The following is a 22,187-nucleotide window of genomic DNA, read 5'->3' on the forward strand; positions in this document are numbered from 1 at the left end:
GTTGTGGCAGATTCCCATCTATGACCGCACGGCGGCCAACGTGGCCGAGGGCGCGGACAAATGCTACCTGAACGCCGAGACGCTGAACCGCATCGAGGGCAACACCGCCTATATGGCATCGCTGCTGGGGGCGAAAGTGGCAACGCGGCACTGGGAGGCGACGGATTTTCTGACCCGCAACGAGATGGAGCGGATCCTGCAAAACATCCAAGCTGTGCGGGACGCCTACTTTGTGCTGCCGGGCACATCCGACCTGCCCGAGGAACCCACAACGCTGTACACAGGAATCAATGCCATGGAGGAAGTGCTGTGGAGCCTGCACGAGCTATGGCGACGCAACAGCATACGGCGATATACCGGCGAAATCTGCGCCGGGCAAGCGATAGGAGTGATCTGAATGTTTGAGAAAAAGACCTGGGTAAACCGCCAGAGCGAGCACCCCGCCCGCCGACGCCTGACCCCCACCGGTAATGACAATGAGTACGACGTGGCCCGCGCCGAGGGCGTCATCATGGAGGACGGCGACGCATTCGACGCCGAGACGATGAACGACCTGGAAAAGCGCGTGGCCGAGGGGTTCTCTACGCTCGACCCTGCTGATTTGGGCGCGGATGTCTGCGTGCAGGTGTACGCCTGCGTCAAGTCGGGCACGGTTTATGAATTGACAGGCTCGGGCGCGGTGGGGCGCTGCAAAATCCCCGCCGCGTGGAACAGCGGCGATACCTGGTCGGTGAATGGCAAGGCCGTCCCTGCCTACTGCGGTGCGGACGCAGTGGACAGCGACTGCATCGTGGCAGGGCGCTGGGTGCTGTTTACCTTTGATGGGCAGCGCCTGGATTTTAACGGCGGCGGTGGATTATCCTCCGGCAAGCTGGCACAGGCCACCGCCGCGGAATCCGATGTGCTGTCCGGGAAGAAGTTCTACGCTGGTAACAAGAACCTGAAAACTGGCACGCTGGCGCTCTCCGGCAACGCCAATGCCGCGCAGGTGCTGTCCGGGTACACGTTCTACAAAGACAACGCCAAGTCGAAGCAGACCGGGACGATGGCGAACAAAGGCGCGGTGTCCGCGAGCGTAGACCCGGGCAGCACTTATACAATCCCTGCTGGGTATCATAATGGCAAAGGCCATGTCTCAGGAAACAGAAAGTACACTACGGTACTTTTGGGGCAACATACATCCTGGTGGTCTAGTTTTAGCTATAACGTAAAAAGCCACTATCCTTCACTCTACAACAAATTGACAAGAAACAACTTTATCACCGTGCCCTTTGAGTGGAAAGGAAACTCCAGCAGCGAAGGCGTCGGCGGTTCTGGCGCTGTAAGCGACATCGTATCGTACAACGCCAGCACCGGAGTTCTTACGGTCGCCCAGCCTCAGTACGGTGTGTCCGGTCACTTTTTGGCAGCAGTAAAATACAAGGTCTACATGATTTACTAAAGAGGAAGGAGAAACAGCATGAGATTGGTAAGCATTTTCTACGGCCGCGTGCAGGTCGTGTACAGCTGGGGCCGTTACGGCTGGACGCGCGGCGGCGGCAAAGTCTGGCACGGCGGGCTGGACCTGGTGGGGCTGGACGACACCACCGTGCGTATGCCCTACTACAAAGGCAAGAAGATCACAGGCAAGGTCGTCCGGGCGCGGATTGTGCTCGATCGCAGCAACAAGACCTGGGAGTGGGGCTACTACGTTTGTGTCCAGCTGGACGCAAACCAGACGCCCGACGCCGTCAATTTCCTGTACTTCTGCCATTGCTCGTCCCTGCTGGTGCAGGTCGGCCAGAAAGTCAGCAGCGGTGACGCGCTGGCTGTTATGGGACGCACCGGCAACGCGGCACTGGGGGATTGCCCCTACGACCACTGCCATCTGGAAGTCCGTGCTACGGCAACGGGCAAGGGGCTTGACCCCACTGCCTACGCGGGCTGCGATAATGCCGTGGGCATTTATGGCACGGCAGAGGACGCCGCCCCGACAGAGAACGGGGAAATCGTCATCGACGTGTCCTACCACCAAGGCGTCATCAACTGGACGAAAGTCCCCTACCGCGCCCTGGTGCGCATCGGCTACCGCGGCTATGGCACCGGCAAGCTGATGAAGGATGAGCAGTTTGACGCCAACCTAGCCGGGGCCAAGGCCAACAACAAGCTGCTGGGGTTCTACTTCTTCAGCCAGGCCATCACCGAGGATGAGGCCCGCGCCGAGGCGGACTTCTGCGCAAGCGTGGCCCCCACCGGCTACCCCCTGTTTTTCGATGCGGAGTGGAGCCACAGCGTCCACGATGGCCGTGCGGACAACCTAACTAAGGCGCAGCGCACGGCCTGCGCCCGAGCGTTCTGCGTGCGTGCGGCGGCGCTGGGCTTCCAGCCGGGCGTCTACACATTTACCTCGTTTGCCACGGCAAACCTTGACTACGAGGGCCTGTGCAAGGACTACATCGGCTGGCTGGCCGACACCCGCGCCAACTACGACACGAGCCTGCCGCGCTACATCCACCAGTACGGTCAGACCGCCAAGGGCGGTGTGCCGGGCATCGGGCCGGAAACCGACCTGAACCGCATCGTCAAGGCCCTGCCGACGCTGGACAAGCCCTCCGAGCCGACCCATCAGGAGATTTGGCTCGACCACGTTGTACTGCCGAACGCCGCGGCGATGGAATTCTACACCGTCGCCAAGAAGTACGGCCTGGACAACGATAAGGCGTACCACGCCAAATTTGTGGAGGGCTGACCGTGCCGGAGTGGATAGCAAAATACTGGATTCAATGGGCCTTCGGCATCATCACCGGCGCACTGGGGCTGGCGTACAAGCGCCTCTCGGCTAAGGTCAAGAAGCACGAGGAAGAACGCCAAGCCAAAGCCAAGGCCCAAGAAGCGGAAATGGCGGCCATCAAGGAAGGCTTGCTGGCAATCCTGCACGACCGCCTGTACCAGGCCTGCACCTACTACATCGCGCTGGGGTACATCGACACCGCGGGCCTCAAAAACATCGAGTACATCTACAAGGCATACCACGCCCTGGGCGGCAATGGTACAGGCACCGAGCTGTACAACCGCGCCAAGGCGCTGCCCCTGAAGGAGGACTGACCCATGAATGATTTCTGGAAGAACCTGGCGGCACTGGTTAAGGTCAAGACCATCGTGACACTGATCGTCGTGGTCGTTTTCGCAGTGCTGGCCCTGCGCGGCGGCTTGCAGCCCGACACCGTAATGACGATCGTCACCATGGTGGTGGCGTTCTACTTCGGCACGCAGACGGAGGGCAAGAACGATAAGAAATGACAAAGCGGCAGGCTGCCCGGTGTGGGCGGCCTGCCGCTCTTTGTGTTTGCAGCGAAAGCGAGTGTGTACTAAAGTGTGTACCCAAAAGAAAAAGACACATGAATCTTAACGATTCCATGTGTCTTTTAGAGTGCGCGGTACAGGACTTGAACCTGCGACCTCCGGGTTATGAGAAATCTAAAATTTGTGCGTTACCGTGCTGTTTTGTTGGGTTTGGTGGTATTGCGTACCAAGGCTCAGAACGGATTTTGTCCCATGTGTACAAAGAAGTGCCATATGGTACTGACCCGTTCCAAACCCTTTTGGGGGCAGTTTTGGGGGCAAATCTGCGAGACAGATTCAGACTCGCACCAATCAAATAAATGCGCAGCTTTGGTCTCATTGAGAAATGCGGATACCTACATTACGGGGTTCACGCAAATGAAAATCCCAACGAGCCAGTATATAAGTTTTACTCTCTAGCAAGAAGTTGTACGAAAATCACTTTCACACCATCCTCGCGCACTGCGTCGGCGCAGTTCCTGCCCAGCCAAATACCGCCCTTTTCCCCCCCCTCTTTGGGTGAGTATACATAAAGCGCAGTTAGGCACAGCTCAACTATTTTACGGCATCCTGTTAGACGGGGGCAAACAGCAATGAAAAAATGAATGGTTGCGAGTCGAAAGATCAATCGTCATTTATTTTTTTCATTGATCCCATATGTGTCGAATACCGGTTGATAATATTCCAATAAAGATGTAAACTCACCCATTCCCACTAAGCAGGAGCAAATCGTCGTGCCTCAAAATAGTTTGTTCGTGCTTATTCAATCAAGATACTCTTTTCTTTGCATCTTTTAGGGTTTATTTATTATGATTTTCCATAAAAAATAAAAAAGGAAACCGGACGCATCCGATTTCCTTAGGTAAGCTCCGTAGAATCTTACCGCAATTCACATTAATAGTATACCATATCCATTGCAAAAATGCAAGAAAAAACGATATGTTTTGTTAACTTCAAATAAATTTTCGTAGAGCCACAACTTTACTACTATTATCCGTCCGTATAATTTGACTATACACATTCGCAGGGATTGCTTTTCGTAGTCGCTCCGTACACTCTATATAAGAAGAAATCAATCGTTTGCTGTCATTCTTTGAAATACGCAACAACGAAAGAAGATAAACAATCAGCACCAAGTAATCTGTTATCGTTTCAAAGTTCAAGTTTGGAACATTTGTTGCATTTGAAATCGCATTACAGACCTGCCTGTCTATTTTATTAGTTCGGAATCTCGTGTCAAAAACAACATCATTATGTGCAATTGCATTGCGTAAATCTTTGATCACATATATCAATCGTTGCGGTAGCAATGCATTGCTATCATCAGATGCCCTAATTCCAAGCTTGCTAGAGATTGCTTGGCGACAAGGAAAATTCAAGCAAGAGACAAAATGACCAAACTCTCCCAAACTGAGCAACTCATAAATTGCCCAAATTGGTAAGTTCATATCATTATTCAAATAGTGTTCTGCAATTTTATTTCCATTCCCAAACGCGTCCGTCTGTACCTTATAAATCCTATTTCGAAGATCCAAACGTCGTTTAAGTTCATATTTAAATTTATCCTCTGCCTTTTTGCGTTGCTTAAAGTCTGAATAGACGCTCCCTGCTGTCGAAAAGGCCTTATAATTATCTAAAAGCTTATTATAGACATCTATAAAACTATCTGAATTGACTTGTGAAACTACCACTTCAAGAACGTAACTTTTAAGTGCTGTCTCTATTTGCATGACATAAGGATAGAATAGTGCCTTTAATTGTGCATCGAATTCATATACCGCCATCAGTTCATCAAAATTTGTATAGTGAATTGAATTTGACGCTTTACCTATATAGCGATACCCCTTATAGCCATGATAATAGCCTATATTCATTAGTTTTCTCTTTTGAGAAGAACCACTAATTGATATTCCTTTTTCTTCACGCAAATACCGCATTAGCGCATCCGTCGTTTTAGGGCGCTTCTTTGTCATCGATACACCCCTCCCTTATAAAATATATATTACTATACGAAAGCAACCTCGTCAACACCACATATAAAGTTTCTTGTTTGCTTATTTTTCGCTATGCCTATCTCACATTTCTGACCGCTCATATTTTTACCTGCCAGTTCCGCAAGATTCATCCACAAAAAGTACCCCAGATGTTGAGAATCTCAGCATCTGGGGCGCAGTCATTTTCTCGTTTTGGGGGCAAATCGGTGAGACGAATTCTCACTAGCACCGCTCAAATAAATGCGCAGCTTTGGTCTCATTGAGAAATACAAATACCCACATCACAGGGTTCACACAAGTGAAAAGCCCAACGAACTAATAATGAAGTTTTACCCTCTATGCAGAAGTTGTACGCGACCCCACTCCGCACCGTCCCCGCGCACTGCCCCTGTCGCCGCGAGAAACACGCCTGTTTGGGCGCGTTTACAGCGCATCGACGCGGTAGCCGCCCAGCCAAATACTGCCCTAAAATCCCCGCTTTCCGGGGATTTTTTATTTTACCACAAAGGCATTTACCTAGACGGGATTTTCCTGTACAGGTAAATCCAACGCAAATAAATAACTAAATAAATAAAATACTAAGATACTATCGTATCCTATCCGTAAAACCTCAAAAAATCGGATTTTACCACTTTGGTTTTGCGGCAGCGCGTACAACTTAACACTAGAGAGTACAACTTACGATTGCGCTTAGACTCTTCCGTGCGGTATAATTTGTTTATCCGCTATACCCATTGCATACTGCTTCGGGGTCGCGCCGACGAGCTTGCGGAAGATGCGGGAGAAATACTGTTCATCGGCGGCAAAGCCGACGGTTTCAGCCAGCTTTGTCATTTTTAGGGTGGGGTCTATCGTCAGCAGATGGCGGGCGATCTCGATGCGGTCGGCAATCAGGCGGGTGGCAAACTTATCCCCGGTCATCTTTTCGATTTTACGGCTTAAATAGTCCGGGTTCATAAACAGGATTTCCCGCGCGAACCACTGCATAGTGAAGTTTTTTTCGGGCAGATAGGCGTAAAATTCCCGCAGAATCATCTGCTCGGTGCGGGTGGCTTTGCCTATCGGCTCATCGCCGGTGCGGTGCTGCCAGATGTTGTCCACCAGATAAATCAGCAGCTCCGCATGGGTGGAGGCTGTCGTGGTCGGCGCACTGCCGCAGATGTAGCGCACCGCCCGCATACAGAAATCGCGCTGCACGGCGGGGGAAATCTCCTGCATCTGCATCGAAACCAGAATATCACAACAGGCAAAGCAGAGCGCCGCATAGCTGTCCGCATTGCGCAGCGTATCGTAGTTCATCAGGTGGGCGGCGGCGTGCTGCTCGGCGTTCAGGCGTTCCAGCAGGGTCAGCGTATTTTCCGGTGCGGCGGCCTGCAGGCGGCGTGCCTGCTCGTACAGTTCGGCCATCTGCGCCGCCGTGCCGCGCGCGCTGCCTGTAACCGTCAGCAGCCCGGCGCGAAACCGCGCAAATTCATCACAAAGCCGCTCCACAGCCGGGGGGAGTTGGTCATACAGACCGGCATCCACCAGCAGGCAGACATCCTGCGAAACCGAGGTATCCCCCAGCAAGCCGCCCTCCGGCAGCAATTCGGCCATCATGTTGGTGATGGCGTACTGCTCCAGATGGTCAATGCCCTCTTTGGTGTGCAGCAGCAATAACAGCAGCTTTCTGTCCAAGCCGCCCAGGTCATCTGCAATGCCGGGCAGGTGGGTCAGCGTTTCGCGCCCCAGCAGCAGGTCGCGCAGGGCCTTTTCCCGCGCCATTGGTGCCATACGCCGGACAGTGTTCTCCATCTCGGTCGTCTTTTGGGCCTTGCTGCGGCGCTCGTGCAGTTCGGCGCGGGCCTGCTCCAGCACGGGCAGGATCTTCGCTTCATCGCAGGGCTTCAAGATATAATGCCGTATCCCTAACTGCATGGCTTGGCTCGTATATTCGTAATCGCCGTAGCCGGACAGCACGACAAAGACCGTGTCAACATGCTGTTCCTGCGCGGCGCGGATCATGGCAAGACCGTCCATGACCGGCATTTTGATGTCGGTTATCACGATATCGGGCTGTTTTTCCTGTATCAGCGCCAGACCGCGCTTGCCGTTGATGGCTGTACCGACCAGCTCATAGCCGTAGCTCGGCCAGTCGATGAGCTCGGCCATGCCGTCCAGCTCGATTTCCTCATCGTCAACGATCAGCAGTTTCTCCATGCGGTTGTTCCTCCTTTGCGTCCTGCCGATTGAGAAGTATTTGTACCGTTGTTCCGTCCGTTTCCGTGCTGTCCACCGTAAAGGCGAACGTCTTGTACAGCATGGAAAGGCGCTCGTAGATATTTTTCAGCCCAATTCCGTGTCCCTGCGGCTTTACGGTAAAATTGCGAATTTCCGCCAGCCGCGCCGTGTCGATGGGTGTACCGGTGTTATGTACGGCCAGCAGCAGGGTGTCGGCCTCGGCGTGGGCGGTCACGGTGATTTCGCAGACATCCTCGCTCTCCTCCACGCCGTACTTGATGGCGTTTTCGACCAGTGGCTGCAAGGTGAAGTGGGGCAGATACCAGCTTTCCAGCGCACCGTCCGCGTCCAGCGTAAAGACTGCGCGGCGCTTATAGCGCAGCTGCTGGATCTCAATATAGCTGCGCACCAGCTGCACGTCAGCGGCGGCGGTGGTGTTCTGCTTGGGCGAGAGCGCCGCCCGCAGCATATCGCCCAAGTTAATGATGAGCCGCCCGGCGTCCTCGTTCTTGCCGGCACGCACAAGCCAGCTCAGCGTGCTTAACGTGTTGTACAAAAAGTGCGGATTGATCTGGGCTTGCAGCATCTTATAGCGGGTATCCTGCAAAAGCAGCTGCTTTTCGTAGTTTTCGTGGATCAGCGTGTCGATTTGGCCGAGCATCGCGTCCACATCGCGGGTCAGCGTACCGATCTCATCGGCGGCGGGTGTGTTGGGCAGCATCGCGCGGGCGGTGGTAAAGTCGCCGCCCTCCACGCTCTTGACGGCCTCGCTTAAAGTATGCACGGGGCGGGTGACAAGGCGCGCCATCCGCAGCATGACCCAGCCAAACAGCACAAGGATAGCGCAGCCGCCCAGCAGCAGCGCCCAGCGTGCGCGGGTGGTCTGGCCGTAAATTTCCGAGTAGTTGAACACGCTGCACAGCCGCAGCCCGCTGACGCCGGAAGTCAGCCAGCAGACAAACACCTTTTGCCCGTTCATGGTCTGCACGGCATAGCCCTGGCGGGTGTCCGGCAGTGTAAAATCCGCCGCCGTCTCGCCGCTTTGGTAGACGAGCGCTTCCTTATTATAAAGGTAGAGTTCTGACGGCTTGTTGGACAGTGCGTCGATTTGGTTGTTCAGCAGCTTTTCAATATCCACGGTGACAAGGACTGTGCCCAGCCGCTGCATACTCATATTCTGGCTGCGCAGCACATCGCGCCCGCAGATAAAATAGGGGTAATCGGCATCCGGCGGCAGCAGGGCAAAGCTGCCGGGGGTGCGGTTCAGGGCATCGGCCAACTGTATGCGGCGCTCCTCGCCGGGGTCGGGGAAGGACTGCCCCACCACAATGGCGTTGCCGTTCAAATCGACAAATTGCAGCGCGTCCGCCTGCCCGCTCATATAGAGCTTTTCCAGCAGCAGCGGGCGCACGCCGGTCAGCAGATAGTAATACTGTGCGGTTTCGGGGTCTGCCGCCGTCAGCTGGGCCAGTTGGCTTTGAATTGTGGTATCCACCGCAATGCTGCGGGTCAGCACGTCCATCTGCTGCAAATCGTCATCAATGCTCTGGACGAAGAAGTCCAGCTCTTGCAGGGATTTCTCGTAGAGCTTTTCCTCAAAAACGCTCAGACCCAGATGCAGCGCACCGACCATAACGGCACAGCTGAGCAGCGTCATCACCGCAAAGATGCTGACGAATTTCTGCGATATAGGCAGGTCAAGAAATCGTTTTTTGAGGCGGGTGAGCATGAGGAGAGACTCCTTTGGAAAATATCGTTGCATGGGTGTGGGGGCGGCAAATGGCTTCCCCCTTGGGGGAAGGCAAGAGATTTCACTCCCCCCACCGCTGCTCCATCAGCAGCCAGAGGTCGTCATCGCCGGGGTGGGGCTCGGTGTTCAGGATCAGCATGATGCGGCGCTCGTCCTCGGGGTCGCCGAACTCGCGCATCCACGCATAGTAGTGCGGTCCTTCGCCGAGGGTGCGGGCAAAGCTCATCAGGTATCCGCACACCTGCACCGTCTGGCGCACGTCGGTCTGGCACTCGTTGGCGTAGTAGCCCACCCACTTGCCGTGTTCGCAATCCTGCATGGCGCGGTAGGCCAGCGCGTACAGCCGTTTGGCACAGCCGGCATAGTAGAAGCAGTGCTGCCAGTCCGCGGTAAATCCGGCGTCCAGCGCCTTGCAGACAAACGCTGCGCCCTGCGCCCACAGGTCATACAGCTGCGCCTGCAAAAGTATGTTGTCCATAAACAGCACGCGCGGGCGGCCGGTCAGCTCGGCCAGCACCTTTTCACATTCGCGCCGGTAGGCTGCATAGCTTTGGACTGCCTTGTCAAAGACGGCGGTGCAGTGCTGCAGCTGCCCGGCAAGGGTCGGCTGCTCACACAGCCAGCGCAGGTCGTCGGCGGGCGCGGTGCGGTCTTGGACAAACTGCGAAATCAGCATACGCGGCACATGGTTATAGAACTGGTCGCCCGCGCGGTCGTCGGCGTTAGAACCGTAGGGGACGGCAAACTGTGCGTAATCCACAAGGCACTGCGCAATCTCGCAGCGGTGCAAAAGACCGTAATAGGCCGCCGTGTAGGCGATGCACTGCTGCCCGGCGTCCACCGTGCCGTCCCGCCAGCAGCGGGCGATCAGATCCAGCAAAAAGGCGTGGGGCTTGACGTTGGAGCAGTTCACAAGCCAGTAATCGTCCGCGCCGTGCGCCATCACGTCGGCCAGCTCCCGCGCCACAAACTCGGTGGAATTGGGCAGCATCGTGATATGGCTGGCCGCCTGCAAATCATAGAACGACGCGTGATAATAAATGCCGTGCGCGCTGGTATCTCCGCGCGGCGGCAGGGCAGGCACGCGGGGATTGCTGTTGCCCTGACGGCGGCTGACCATCTTGCCGTAGCCGTTGTCCGCCCAGATTTTAATAACATCCTCCGGCAGGTGCAAAAAGCCGTCCTTGTACAGCTCCATCGTCTCGCCGTACAGGTTGGTGCAGCAGACGGCGTGCTTGTCGTTGGCTTTGACGAGGTCATACTGTTCTTTTATCAGCGCGGAAATCAACGCGCCGCGCTTTTCCGGCGTGTCGTATTGGGGGTCGTCGTCCCAGAAAGGCTTGTCGCCCTGCCCACGGAAACCGATGTTCCAAATCACACGCATATCTTTCTGCGCGTCAATACCCGCCTGCCACAAGGCGCGGAATTTCTCTGGGTACTTGCTGTACATCGGCTCTAAGTCGGGGTAGGCTTGGGCAAACATCTCCGCGCCCAGCGGCTCGGCGTGGTGGTGGGTGATGATAAGCCCCATATCGGCAGCCGTCCGGCGGTACAGCACGGCGTTTTTGCCCGTGCCGGGGATTACCATGTTGCCGCCCAGCCGCAGCAGCGTCTCAAACGCCATAACAAACGGCAGATTGGCGCGGCGCTCGACTTTCCAGTGGGAGAGCAGCGTCTCGTCGTTGACGAACCAGCCGCGGTATTTTACTTTGTAGGACTTGGACTCCACCACCGTTCCGACGGGGATTTTCTCACCCTCCCGCACAGTAAACGGCTGGTCGTTCCAGAACCAGAACGGCTGCACGCCCAAAAAGCGGCGGCTGATTTCAAACAAACCGTAGACAAAGCCGAGGTCATCGGCAGCCGAGAGCAGCAGCGTGTCGGCATCCACCGTCAGCGTGTACTGCTCGGCGGGGAGCGTGTCGTTGATGGTCAGCAGGATGCGCCCGCCCGGTGCGGCGGTATCTGTAAAAACGCGGTCAAAATCGCGGCGCAGCGCTTTCAGTGCGTACTGCACCGGCTTGGCCGCAGGCGCGGCGGGGAGGATGGTGTTGCGGTTGAGAATCATAACAAATGCCCCTCTAGGGAACGCATTGTAGGGGCGAGCATTGCTCGCCCGCCCTTTCCCGTGGTAAACACTTTCCGAGAAAGCGTCGCGCGTTCCATTGGCGGGCGGTCAATGACCGCCCCTACAATTTGGTTTCCTATATTATATTATTTTAACCCTTAATGCCGTCGGTGGCAATACCCTCTACCAGATATTTCTGGAACTTGATAAAGATAAGAATAACAGGCAGCAGCGAGATGACCGACATCGCGAACAGGCCGCCGTAGTTGTTGTAGCTGTTGGGATCGGTGTACAGTTTCAGCGCCAGAGGAATCGTGAAGTTCTTCGGGTTCGAGACGAAGATCAGCGGCTGGAAGAAGTCCTGCCAGATCCAGTAGAACGCGAAGATGGACGCCGTGACGATGGAAGGCTGTACGACAGGCACCAGAATCTTGAACAGCACGCCGATCTTGGAGCAGCCGTCCAGCATGGCGGCCTCGTCCAGATCGCGGGGGATGCCGCGCATATACTGCACGATCAGGAAGATAAAGAACGCATAACCGAAGATCCACGGCAGCGTCATGGACACCAGCGTATCGGACAGGCCGACCTTTTTCAGGATGATGTACTGGGGCACGACCATGACCTGCGAGGGGATCATCATCGTCATAACGATGCAGCCAAACCAGAAGTTCGCGCCCTTGAACTCGACGCGGGATACGGCGTAAGCCGCCAGCAGCGAGCAGAAGATAGAGCCGGCCACCGAGGCCACCGTGACGATGGCAGAGTTCTTGAAGAACGTCCAGAACGAGATGCCCGCGATGCCCTTAAAGCCGGAGGCGTAGTTCTGGATGATGTCCCACTTTTCGGGAATGAGGCTGAACGCATTGTGGAACATCGTGTCATTGGACTTGAACGAACTCATCAGCAGCCAGAGCAGCGGATAAATCATGATAAAGCCAAGTGCGCAGGAAAAAACGTGGAAGAACACAGACTGTGCCTTGGAGCTCTTTTGACCAACCATAGTTGTATTTCCTCCTTAACCCTCGTAGTGGACCCAGGCATCCTGGCTCTTGAAGAGGATTGCGGTCGCAATGCCGATGATGACGACCAGAATCCACGCCAGTGCGCAGGAGTAACCCATGTGGAAGTTGGTGAATGCGGAGCGGTACAGGTACAGCACGTAGGTCAGGGTGCTGTCCATCGGGCCGCCATTGGTGATGACATAGCTCTCGGTAAAGACGCGGAAGCTGGTGATGATCTGCTGCACCATGTTGAAGAAGATGGTGGGGGTCAGCATCGGCATCGTGATCTTCCAGAACTGCTTCATCGGGGAAGCACCGTCGATGGCGGCGGACTCATACAGAGAGTTTGGGATCTGCTTCAGGCCGGAGAGGAAGATCAGCATGCAGGAGCCGAACTGCCACACGCCCATCAGCACGATGACGAACAGCGCCGTCTTGGGGTTGCCCAGCAGGGACATCTTCTGCTCGATGCCGATCGCGCCCAGCAGCGTCATAAAAACGCCCTTGTTGCCGAAAATCTGCTTCCAGACAACGGCAACCGCAATAGAGCCGCCGACGATGGACGGGATGTAGTACAGAACGCGGTAGACCGCCATGCCCTTGTGCTTTTTGTTCAAAAGCGTTGCCACAAACAGGGCAAACGCCAGACGCAGCGGCACAACCATGAAAACATAGCTGAAGGTGACGATCATTGCCTGCTTGAAGTTTTTGTCGTTGGTGAAAATCGTGATGTAGTTTTTCAGCCCCACAAAGTTCGGGGCGGACAGCAGGTTATAGTCTGTCAAGGAGTAGTAGATGGACATAGCAGCCGGGATCAGCCACATAAAGAAGAAGCCGAACAGCCACGGTGCCAGCAGAAGATAGCCGGTCACGTTGTCCTTCATCTTATAGTACTTCTTGGCCGGTGCTGCGGTTTTCAGTGCGGGCATGGGTAAAAATCCCCCTTTTCCTTGGATTGACTTGGATTTTTGGCATAAGAAAGGGAGAGGGTCAGGGTTTGACCCTCCCCCGTTTCTGCTCACATGATATAAGGAGAAAAACTTTTAGGAGAAAGCTTATGAAAAAGAAGAAGAAAACACTTTTTAGAAGAAGAAACTTCAGGAGATTTTGTGATTAGTTGTTAGCTTCGAGAACTGCGTTGACCTCAGTGCGGAACTGGGCAGCAGCGTCGGCCGGGGTGGTCTGGCCGTAGAAGACGGCATAACCGATGTTCTTGAAGATGGTGTTGATCTCGCTGATGCCAGCGGGGTCAGCTGCAGGGGTGTCACCGCAGTAAGCAGCGGCCGTGTCAACAAAGTTGAACATATCGGTCTGCTGGGCGCTCAGCTTGCCGGAGTTGATCAGGTGCTCACGAGCGGTAGCGGAAGCAGGCGTGCCGCGCTCGCCCATCATGATGTCGTTGGCCTCGTCGGAGTTCAGGAACCAGTTGATGAACTCGGCAGCCTCTTTCTTGACGGAAGAGGTCTCGGCAACGGAGAAGAACATACCAGGCTTGTACCACAGTGCCTTGGTGTTGGTGGTGTTGGTCGGCGGAGCAACCAGCTTCAGGGTGTCGTTGCCGGCGTTGGCGCCGATGGTGGTGAAGTTGTTCCAGCTCTGGTGGAAGGCTGCATCGTTGGTGATGACGGGGTTCGCATCGTTGCCCAGGGTAGCGATCTGCTCGTACTCATCGGGGTTGGGCACGGCACCGGCATCGATCAGGTCGAGCCAGTAGGTGAAGAAGTCCTCGGTGATCTTGTCGTCATCGTAGCCCAGGCTCTTGTTGTCGTCGGCGAACAGCTTCTCGCCGTAACCGCGCACCCAGTAATTGAACAGGTTGGTGTCGATGACCGGGGAGGTGGACATACCGTACTTGCCGGTCTTTTCCTTCACCGTCTTGGCGGCGGTGGCAAAGTCGTCCCAGGTCCAGTCGTCGGTAGGAGCTTCCAGGCCAGCCTCCTCCAGAACGGAGGGGTTATAGGTGAAGGCGACCAAAGAAGTGGACAGGGGGATGCCGACGGTCTTGCCGCCGATGTTGGAGGCGTTCATCAGGGCCTCGTCAATGCCGGAGGCATCGATCGTGCCGTCGTTGATGTACTCGCTCAGGTCGGCCAGAGAGCCGTTCTGTGCGTAGGTGGAGATGTACATATAGTCCATCTGCACGATGTCGGGCATACCGCCGGTGGCAGTGTCGGTGGCCAGCTTCTCAAAGTAGCCGTCCCAGCCGGAGGGAACAGCCTCGAAGGTGACGTTGGGATGCTCGCTGGTGTAGAGATCGAGCACCTGCTGCGTCAGGTCGTGGCGGGTCTGACCGCCCCACCAGGTGATGCGGATGGTAACAGGCTCGTCGGTGCTTTCGGCAGTGGCCTCGGTGGAGGCGGCAGTGGAAGTGCTCTCGGCTGCGGTGCTGTCAGCAGTGCTGGAAGCGGAACCGCCGCAGGCTGCGAGAGAACCGGCCATCAGGACGGCCATCGCCGCGCTCATAATGCGCTTGTTTTTCATTTGGATTTTCCTCCTTCATTGTGGGGCTTTGTCTTGTGCCCCTTGCGTTGTCTTTATGATACACGCTTTTTGTTGGTTTGAAAATGGACAAATCCGACTTAAACCTTGAACAAATCCGACTTTATTCGGATTTTTACGGATTCCTGCCGGGAAGTCGGAAACGTTCAAGCAAAAAGTCGGATTTGTCTCTTGGCATCTAAAAATGCGGTTGCTATACTCTTTTATACAATGATGAGAGGAGCGATTTCGCATGGAATGCACACAGTTGGTCGATCTTATCTTCTTTATGGGCCAAAGCAACATGGCCGGGCGCGGGGATGCCGCCCTTGCCCCCGCTGTTCCCCCCGGCATGGGGTACGAGTACCGCGCCGTGACTGACCCCGCGCAGCTGCACCCGCTGGCCGAGCCGTTCGGCGTGAACGAGAACGACCCCACCGGCGTCAATGAGCCGGGCATGAAAACGGGCAGCATGGTTTCCGCCTTTGTCAATGCCTGCACAGCCAAGACCGGGGTTGCCATCATGGGCGTATCCTGCGCCAAGGGCGGTTCTTCCATTACCGAGTGGCTGCCCGGCATGCCGTTTTTTGAGGATGCCGTCCGCCGCGCCCGCAAGGCGCGCAAATTCTTAGCCGAAAACGGCTACACCATCCGCCACAGCGCGATGGTCTGGTGCCAGGGCTGCACCGACGGCGACCTGCACACCTTAAAAGCCGTGTATAAGCTGGACACCGACCGCGTCATCCACGAGTTTATGACCGATGCCGGGCTGGAGACCTGTTTTTTGATCCAGATTGGCAACCAGCGCGACGAGCCGGAACTGTACGTGCCGATCCAGCAGGCGCAGGAGGAGCTGGCTGCAGCCTACGATGATATTGTCATGGTCAGCCGCAGCTTCAAGACCTTTGCCGCCAAAGGCTTGATGAAAGACCGCTTCCACTATTTACAGCCCGCCTACAACGAAGTAGGCGAGGAAGCCGGGCGCAGCGTGGCTGAATACTGGGCTGAAAAGTAGGATTTGAACAAAAGCGACCCATTTTCCCCAAAAGAAGTCGGAATCGTTCAAGGAAAAAGTCGGATTTGTCCATTTCGCAAATTTTGTTTCTCTGTTACCCTGTAAGTAGCTCTAGCAAACCAATTCTACGAAGAAGGAGTAACGTATGAGAAACAAACGCACCCTGCAGCGCGGGCTCGCGCTTCTGCTGGCGGGCGGTATGGCACTTTCTAATTTAGGTGCTGTTCCGGTTCTGGCAGAAGAGTACGACGCCGCGCCCGAAACCGTACAGGCCACGCCTGAAACCGCCGCCGAGAAAGTACCCGATGGCGCACTTTCCGAAGCGGAGGCCCCCCTGCCTGAAGCAGACCTTGCAGAAGGATCCCCCGCTGCGGAGACCACTGCCGCCCCGGAAATCGCCGTTCTGGCAGACGAATCTGCCGTCGCTGCCGTAATGGCCAAAGCCGCCCCCGCCGAGCCGGATGTCAAAGTGGGCGCTTCTATCGACTTTGCCGATGTTGCCGGCCTGAACGATGATTTGAACGGCTGGACTTACTCCAACGGCGGCGGCACTACCGAGCTTGTTGCCGATGCCGAAATGGGGCAGGTACTCAAGATGAGCCGCACCTCTGACGGCGGCGAGACTGCTCTGATTTACGATGGCCTGAGCATCACCGAGAGCGATACCCGCTATGTCACCGTCACCGCCGAGATGAAGCTGGACAAGGACGGCTATGCCCACCAGTACAGCATTCCCTATATCTTCGACAACAGCGGCGCGGTTGCATACAGCCTGTTCACCAACGACAGCGCTGCCAAGTACCAGTCCCATGTGAACGGCAAAAACACAACCGATGCCGGTACGCTGACCACCGACACTTGGCAGACCGTCCGCATGGACATTGATATGCAGAGCGATACCTTCCGTGTATCCGTAGACGGCGTGATGTCTCTGCGCAACGCCAAGGCACGCACCGCCACTGATAATCTGCAAAAAATCAAGTTCTACGCCGACAGCTGGAACCGCGGCACACTCTACATCAAGTCCGTTTCCGTAACTGCCAGCAACACCGACCCCTTTGCGCCGCACACCACAGCTGCCACTTACTACGTCAGCCCCAACGGCGACGACAGCAAAGACGGCAAAACCGAACAAACCGCATGGAAGACCATCGCCCGCGTGAATCAGGACACCTATATTCCCGGCGACAAGATCCTGTTTGAGCGCGGCGGCGAGTGGGAGAACACCACGCTGCAGCCCCAGGGAAGCGGCAGCGCCGATGCCCACATCACAATCGGCGCCTACGGCGACGAAACCAAACATATGCCCCGCATCGCCGCCAACGGCAAGGTCAACGATGCCCTGTACCTGTACAATCAGGAATACTGGGAGATCTGCAATCTGGACATTTCCAACACCGTGGACGGCTGCAAGATGGTTGCCGGCGACACAAACCCCACCGGCAATGTGACCGCCCGCGATAACAGCGAGGGTGAAAAGCTCGGCGACTACCGCGGCATACACATTGCAGGCCGCGATGTTCCGAGCCTGCAGGGCTTCAACATCCACAATGTCCGCGTACATGATGTTTCCGGCATTGTGACCTGGATCGGCGATACCGGCGTGCGCGATGCCGGCATCGGCAACAACTACGGCTTCGATGGCTCCAAGCGCACCGGCGGCATCCTGATCGAAAGCCTTGCGACCACAACCAACACCCCCACCATTTTCAGCAATATTACGATCGCTGACAGCGAGTTTGTCAACAACTCCTTCGGCGGCATCACAATCAAGCAGTGGAACAACGGCAAAGGCCGCGACGGCAGCACCGGCTGGGCCAACCGCAACAGTGCGGGCGGCGCACCCGATTACTATGACCCCAACTGGAAGCCCCACACCAACATCCTCATCACCGGCAACTACATCAATCAGGGCGCTTCTGCCTACGCCTGCAACGGCATCTACCTGTGCGGCGTCAAGGATTCTGTTGTTGAGAAGAACCTACTGGAGCATATCGGCACCTGCGGCATTGAGCTGTTCTTTGCCGACAATGTTGCTATCCAGTACAACGAGGTCTTTGATGTCCGCCACAAGGGCGGTGGTCAGGACTCCAACGCCATCGACCCCGACTGGCGCGCCACCAACATCCTGATCCAGTACAATTATGTCCATGACTGCGGCGAAGGTCTGCTGCTCTGCGGCATGAAATTCAACTCCGGCATCATCCGCTACAACCTGATTCAGGACTGCCTGTACTCCTATGTCCATTACTCGATGGGCGGCGGTTACTTCCAGTTCAGCAACAATGTCTTTTACCGCAGCAAGGACGGCAATGGCACCTCCAACTTTGACCCGTGGGGCGGCGGCACGGCCTCCTATGTCAACAATGTGTTCTACGACGGCAAGGGCACAGGCTTCGGCTTCAGCGGCGGAACCAGCTTCTCCTACAAAAACAATGCCTACTACGGCACGCCCGCCTGCTGGAAGGATTCCAGCCCCATCATGCTGAGCGAGGATCCGTTTGTCGGCACTGCCCCCAGCATGAGCCGCCTTGGCAATGCCGCCACCGGCGCACTGCTGGAGGCCAACGGCCTGATGCCCAAGACCGGCTCCGCACTGGTTGCCGCCGGTGCCAGCACAGACGCCACCGGCACTGCGCTGACGGATGGCCTGTTTGCCAAGGGCAGCCGCTTTAACTTTACCTCTCTGGCCAAGGCCTACGGCAGCATTGTCCCGATGGCCGCCACCGCCTACCCCGTTTTTGACGCTACCGATTCCAATGCAACGCTGAACACCAGCTACACCCATACCGCCGCCAGCACCACCGCGCCGACCATCGGCCTGTTTGAGGTTTCCATGCCGGAGGATGCTGTCTACCTGCGCGGCACGGTCAGCGATGATGTAAGCCCCTGCAGCAATGCCAAAATCACCGTCACGGTAAACGGCAAAACCGTGGAGACCACCACCAACGCAAGCGGCACCTACACCATCACCGAGGGCTTGACCGCCGGTGAAGCTACTGTGACCGCCGTGGTCGAGGGCCGTGACACGCTCACCAAAACCATCACCCTTGCGGGCGGCAAGGTCAACATTCTCGACATTGCCGTCCCGATGCCCGCTATGCCCAACGCGTACAGCGATACCCTCATCAGCGAAGCCTTTGATGAGAACGCGGGCGCTCTCGCCTTTAACACCAAGGCAACCGTGGCGGACGGCCGCCTTGCCCTTAGCCCCGGCAACGCAGCTTCCAGTTATGCGGATTTTGCTGCGGAGATACAAAGCCGCACCGCTGTGGACTTCAGCTTTGACTTCAAGTACCAGAACGGCACCAACAAGGGCGGCTTCCAGTTCCGTGACAGTGATGGCCGACTTCTGTTTGCCATGTGCGTCAAGACCGCAGATGGCGGCAACACCATGCGCACACCTGCCGCAGCAAGCCTTGTCGGCGGCACCCAAATGTCGGAGCCCAAATGGGTGGATCACACGGCTGACGCTAACAAGACCTATGTCGTCCGCGTCCACGCAGACTTTGAAGCCGGCACCGTCAGCTACCAGCTCAAGGACAAAGCTACCGATAAGGTCGTTCTGCAGGAGCTGAACATCCCCACCACCGCCAAGAACCTTGCCAGAATGTACAGCAGCAACTGGTATCAGGCCAAGACCCAGTACATCGACAACTTTGTGCTGACCGCCCGCAGCAACGAGCCGGAGCCTGTCGCCGTTGATAAGACCGCTCTGCAGAAAGCCATTGATGCCAACACCGGCAAGGTCGAAACCGATTATACGGCCGAAACATGGGCTGATTTTGCCAAGGCCCTTGCCGATGCCAATGCCGTGCTGGCCGACGAGAACGCCACGCAGACACAGGTCGATGCCGCTGCCAAGGCGCTGACCGATGCCGCTGCAGCGCTCAAAGTGAAGCCGACCGAAGAACCGAAGCCCACGGTTGAGACAAAGGTCGTCACGGATGATCTTTCTGACAACAACATTCCCGATTCCCTGAAGAATGTCGGCTACGATACTCCCGAAAAAATCACCGAAAAGCTTAAACTGGAAAGCTCCAAAAAGCTATCCTCCGACAATATTGTTGTCTATGAAGTCAGGCTGCAAGTCAGCACAGATGGTATAAACTGGGTCGATGCCACCGCTGAGGATTTCCCGAAGAACGGCCTTGAGATAAGCTTCACTTTGCCGAACGGTATTACCGCCGAGACGGCCGCACAGTATGATTTCGTCGTCAGCCATATGAAGGACAGCGGCGAGGTTGAACTGCTTACCCCCGCGCTGAAAGACGGCAAGCTGGTCGTGACGGTTTCTTCCCTGTCGCCCTTCGGCATCAGCTGGAAGCTCAAGGAGCAGCCCAAGCCGAGCGAAGAGCCGAAGCCCACGCAAGCGCCCACCGCGACCCCCGCGCCGACGGCTGCTCCTGCCGCGAGTGATGCTTCCTCCAACAGCGGCAATTCTTCCGGCACTACTTCTGCCCCGGCATCTACCGCTGCCCCCAAGGCAACGGCAGCACCCACGGCACCGGCTGCTGTTATCCCGCAGACCGCCGATTCTTTCCCTCTGGTTCTGCTGGCCATACTGGCTCTGTGCAGTGCCGCTGCCCTGACCGGGCTGGTGATCTGCCGCAAGAAAGAGCACTAACCAAACCATTCCCTGAACAATCGTTCTCTCATTAAAGAAAAATCCCGACTGCCGCCAGCCGGGATTTTTCTTTGTAATGCTGCACTTACTGCGCGTTGCTGTAATTGCAGATTTGAATAGCCGCGCCGTTTTCCGTCATGGTGAACCCGTGCTTTACATAAAGCGGCACATTGCTTTTGTCTTTGGGCATACTCTCAATATACAGGTAGTCTTTATACTTTTCTTTGATAAGTTCCAGCATCTTCCCGGCTATTCCCTGCCCCTGATAATCCGGGTGTACCAGCATATAATGGATCTGTGCCAGCGTCTCGGAATCACCCGGCACCCGGATAAGGCCGACCAGCTTGTCACCGTCCACGCCGTAAGCACGGTGGAGGAGTGCATCAGCGCCTTGTACAGCCTCTTGGGATAGTTGCCGGAGACCCAATGCACCGATAAAAACACCCGACCAGCGGCAGATGCTTTGCAAGATCGGTACAACTGATGTTCCTTTGGATGTCAGGGAATATTCCACTCTGGGCGGTATCTCGTCATAGGATTGGCGGACAAGGATGCCGTCCGCAATCAGTTCTTTCAGCGTTGTGGCCAGCACTGCATCCGTGATGTTCGCCATTTCTTTGCGCAGTTCGCTGTAACGCAATGGCTCTTTTGCCGCCAGCACGCAGATAATCCGTGACTTCCACTTGCCGCCGAATACGCGTAGCCTATATTGCAAAGGGCAGCGGTTGTCTTTTTCCAGCTTTTTCTGATGCATACTGTCTGCCACTCCCTTGCTCTTAGTTTAGCAGATGGCTGCATATTATGGAAGCTGCTATGGTATTTATTCGTCTTAAATTACACTAAATATCGCGATACCGATCTTAAATCTCAAGTGAATCAGAACGGATTCATTTTTTCGGGTCAAGATTTTTGGATGAATCAGAAGTGATTCACTATTGGAGTATTGGCTGGATTTGAGGGTGTTTTTTCTTTTGTGGGCAAAGTGAGTCAATAGTCGATTTACTCTGGGAATATACGGATTTGTATGGGCATCGAGTTTGATTGCCCTCGTTTTGGTGGTAGACGTGTTTTGCTAGCATAGCATGTGGTCATCCACATGCACATTTCTGGGGCGTACCCCAGACCCCCGGCACAGTTCTTGCGTGACGATAGTGACGCTGATGACGCTCGTGACGCTGTTTTTAGGACATCCCTATACCATATCCCAGATTCAGCGTCATTAGCGTCATCTGCGTCATTCTGATTTTGTGTTTCTCGTAGTATCATTGTTTTTGTTTCGAGCAGTAGTAAACTGCAAGCGTCATTTCACTATAAGCGTGACGGTGGTGACGATGGTGACGGTGTTCGTGGGATAGGGTAAAGGGGTATATCAAAAACATCGTCATCACCGTCAGCATCGTCATTCTACAGGCAAGCCGTTTTAATCTGCGGCTTGCCTGTTTTATTTTGAGTAATGTGGCAGGGTTTTTGCCCCGTTGCCTGTTAAAATGGATTTAGATATTTTGTAAAAGTGCAAGGGTTTTTAGCACAATGGGTGATATGCTGTTTTTGAAGTGTAATTTTGGCGTTTAGGCCAGTTCTTGAGAAAAAATTCTTCGCTTTACATCTCTAAACTTGCAGAAATCCTGCAAGTTATACTGTTATACTGAAATTTAATGAAAAAATTCCATTATTTTTTCAGCGAGCGTTACCTTTTGCCTTTTCCCAGTG

General features: G+C 55.3%; 15 protein-coding genes and 2 pseudogenes. 8 read left to right on the top strand and 9 right to left on the bottom strand.

What is annotated here, in order from left to right:
• The first annotated feature begins 1 nt into the window (after position 1).
• The 6 genes and pseudogenes from ACZO0A_RS08210 to ACZO0A_RS08235 all read left to right on the top strand — a co-directional run bounded on the left by ACZO0A_RS08210 (position 2) and on the right by ACZO0A_RS08235 (position 3,279).
• Positions 2–397, top strand: coding sequence for a hypothetical protein (locus ACZO0A_RS08210; RefSeq protein ID WP_302377457.1), 396 nt, complete (start codon positions 2–4; stop codon positions 395–397).
• On the top strand, positions 398–1,441 hold the full coding sequence (locus ACZO0A_RS08215; protein ID WP_302377458.1) for a hypothetical protein: 1,044 nt from the start codon (positions 398–400) through the stop codon (positions 1,439–1,441).
• Positions 1,442–1,594: 153 nt separating this feature from the next.
• Positions 1,595–1,888, top strand: a pseudogene (locus tag ACZO0A_RS08220) (M23 family metallopeptidase); the annotation flags it as partial.
• Positions 1,889–1,936: 48 nt separating this feature from the next.
• Entirely contained in the window at positions 1,937–2,728 is a 792-nt protein-coding gene (locus tag ACZO0A_RS08225) for a GH25 family lysozyme (protein ID WP_486846207.1), read from the top strand.
• A 2-nt stretch (positions 2,729–2,730) separates the two neighbouring features.
• Positions 2,731–3,084, top strand: coding sequence for a hypothetical protein (locus tag ACZO0A_RS08230; RefSeq protein ID WP_444272132.1), 354 nt, complete (start codon positions 2,731–2,733; stop codon positions 3,082–3,084).
• Positions 3,085–3,087: 3 nt separating this feature from the next.
• Positions 3,088–3,279, top strand: coding sequence for a hypothetical protein (locus ACZO0A_RS08235; RefSeq protein WP_486846206.1), 192 nt, complete (start codon positions 3,088–3,090; stop codon positions 3,277–3,279).
• A 995-nt stretch (positions 3,280–4,274) separates the two neighbouring features.
• Here ACZO0A_RS08235 and ACZO0A_RS08240 read toward each other — a convergent pair.
• The 7 genes from ACZO0A_RS08240 to ACZO0A_RS08270 all read right to left on the bottom strand — a co-directional run bounded on the left by ACZO0A_RS08240 (position 4,275) and on the right by ACZO0A_RS08270 (position 14,838).
• A complete protein-coding gene (locus ACZO0A_RS08240) occupies positions 4,275–5,294 on the bottom strand; it encodes an Abi family protein (RefSeq protein ID WP_279034017.1) in 1,020 nt (339 codons plus the stop codon).
• 711 nt (positions 5,295–6,005) lie between these two features.
• The gene (locus tag ACZO0A_RS08245; RefSeq protein ID WP_279034018.1) at positions 6,006–7,514 is read right to left on the bottom strand and encodes a response regulator transcription factor; all 1,509 of its coding nucleotides are present in this window, start codon (positions 7,512–7,514) and stop codon (positions 6,006–6,008) included.
• Complete coding sequence (locus tag ACZO0A_RS08250; RefSeq protein ID WP_279034020.1) at positions 7,492–9,264, bottom strand: sensor histidine kinase; 1,773 nt, start codon at positions 9,262–9,264, stop codon at positions 7,492–7,494. Before ACZO0A_RS08250 ends, ACZO0A_RS08245 begins: the two co-directional genes overlap by 23 nt.
• An 82-nt stretch (positions 9,265–9,346) precedes the next feature.
• Entirely contained in the window at positions 9,347–11,353 is a 2,007-nt protein-coding gene (locus tag ACZO0A_RS08255; protein ID WP_279034021.1) for a glycosyl hydrolase 115 family protein, read from the bottom strand.
• 151 nt (positions 11,354–11,504) lie between these two features.
• A complete protein-coding gene (locus tag ACZO0A_RS08260; RefSeq protein ID WP_279034023.1) occupies positions 11,505–12,356 on the bottom strand; it encodes a carbohydrate ABC transporter permease in 852 nt (283 codons plus the stop codon).
• Between the two features lie 15 nt (positions 12,357–12,371).
• On the bottom strand, positions 12,372–13,286 hold the full coding sequence (locus ACZO0A_RS08265; RefSeq protein ID WP_279034024.1) for a carbohydrate ABC transporter permease: 915 nt from the start codon (positions 13,284–13,286) through the stop codon (positions 12,372–12,374).
• Positions 13,287–13,470: 184 nt separating this feature from the next.
• A complete protein-coding gene (locus ACZO0A_RS08270) occupies positions 13,471–14,838 on the bottom strand; it encodes an ABC transporter substrate-binding protein (RefSeq protein WP_302375893.1) in 1,368 nt (455 codons plus the stop codon).
• Between the two features lie 250 nt (positions 14,839–15,088).
• On the opposite strand from ACZO0A_RS08270, the gene ACZO0A_RS08275 reads away from it, so the two are divergent.
• Both ACZO0A_RS08275 and ACZO0A_RS08280 read left to right on the top strand, forming a co-directional pair.
• The gene (locus tag ACZO0A_RS08275) at positions 15,089–15,850 is read left to right on the top strand and encodes a sialate O-acetylesterase (protein WP_302375892.1); all 762 of its coding nucleotides are present in this window, start codon (positions 15,089–15,091) and stop codon (positions 15,848–15,850) included.
• Between the two features lie 145 nt (positions 15,851–15,995).
• Complete coding sequence (locus tag ACZO0A_RS08280; RefSeq protein WP_302375891.1) at positions 15,996–20,477, top strand: carboxypeptidase regulatory-like domain-containing protein; 4,482 nt, start codon at positions 15,996–15,998, stop codon at positions 20,475–20,477.
• Positions 20,478–20,562: 85 nt separating this feature from the next.
• On the opposite strand, the gene ACZO0A_RS08285 is transcribed toward ACZO0A_RS08280, so the two are convergent.
• Both ACZO0A_RS08285 and ACZO0A_RS08290 read right to left on the bottom strand, forming a co-directional pair.
• Positions 20,563–20,835: a GNAT family N-acetyltransferase gene (locus ACZO0A_RS08285; RefSeq protein WP_308133119.1), complete on the bottom strand. Its 273-nt coding sequence runs from the start codon at positions 20,833–20,835 to the stop codon at positions 20,563–20,565.
• A 78-nt stretch (positions 20,836–20,913) separates the two neighbouring features.
• Positions 20,914–21,231, bottom strand: a pseudogene (locus ACZO0A_RS08290) (winged helix-turn-helix transcriptional regulator); the annotation flags it as partial.
• Positions 21,232–22,187: the final 956 nt, after the last annotated feature.

The sequence above is a fragment of the Gemmiger sp. genome (genome assembly GCF_057431175.1).

Excerpts from the sequence above, each read along its gene's own strand:
- ACZO0A_RS08215 (WP_302377458.1), top strand. The coding sequence starts at position 398 with ATGTTTGAGAAAAAGACCTGGGTAAACCGCCAGAGCGAGCACCCCGCC.
- ACZO0A_RS08235 (WP_486846206.1), top strand. The coding sequence starts at position 3,088 with ATGAATGATTTCTGGAAGAACCTGGCGGCACTGGTTAAGGTCAAGACC.
- ACZO0A_RS08240 (WP_279034017.1), bottom strand. The coding sequence starts at position 5,294 with ATGACAAAGAAGCGCCCTAAAACGACGGATGCGCTAATGCGGTATTTG.
- ACZO0A_RS08245 (WP_279034018.1), bottom strand. The coding sequence starts at position 7,514 with ATGGAGAAACTGCTGATCGTTGACGATGAGGAAATCGAGCTGGACGGC.
- ACZO0A_RS08250 (WP_279034020.1), bottom strand. The coding sequence starts at position 9,264 with ATGCTCACCCGCCTCAAAAAACGATTTCTTGACCTGCCTATATCGCAG.
- ACZO0A_RS08255 (WP_279034021.1), bottom strand. The coding sequence starts at position 11,353 with ATGATTCTCAACCGCAACACCATCCTCCCCGCCGCGCCTGCGGCCAAG.
- ACZO0A_RS08260 (WP_279034023.1), bottom strand. The coding sequence starts at position 12,356 with ATGGTTGGTCAAAAGAGCTCCAAGGCACAGTCTGTGTTCTTCCACGTT.
- ACZO0A_RS08265 (WP_279034024.1), bottom strand. The coding sequence starts at position 13,286 with ATGCCCGCACTGAAAACCGCAGCACCGGCCAAGAAGTACTATAAGATG.
- ACZO0A_RS08270 (WP_302375893.1), bottom strand. The coding sequence starts at position 14,838 with ATGAAAAACAAGCGCATTATGAGCGCGGCGATGGCCGTCCTGATGGCC.
- ACZO0A_RS08275 (WP_302375892.1), top strand. The coding sequence starts at position 15,089 with ATGGAATGCACACAGTTGGTCGATCTTATCTTCTTTATGGGCCAAAGC.
- ACZO0A_RS08280 (WP_302375891.1), top strand. The coding sequence starts at position 15,996 with ATGAGAAACAAACGCACCCTGCAGCGCGGGCTCGCGCTTCTGCTGGCG.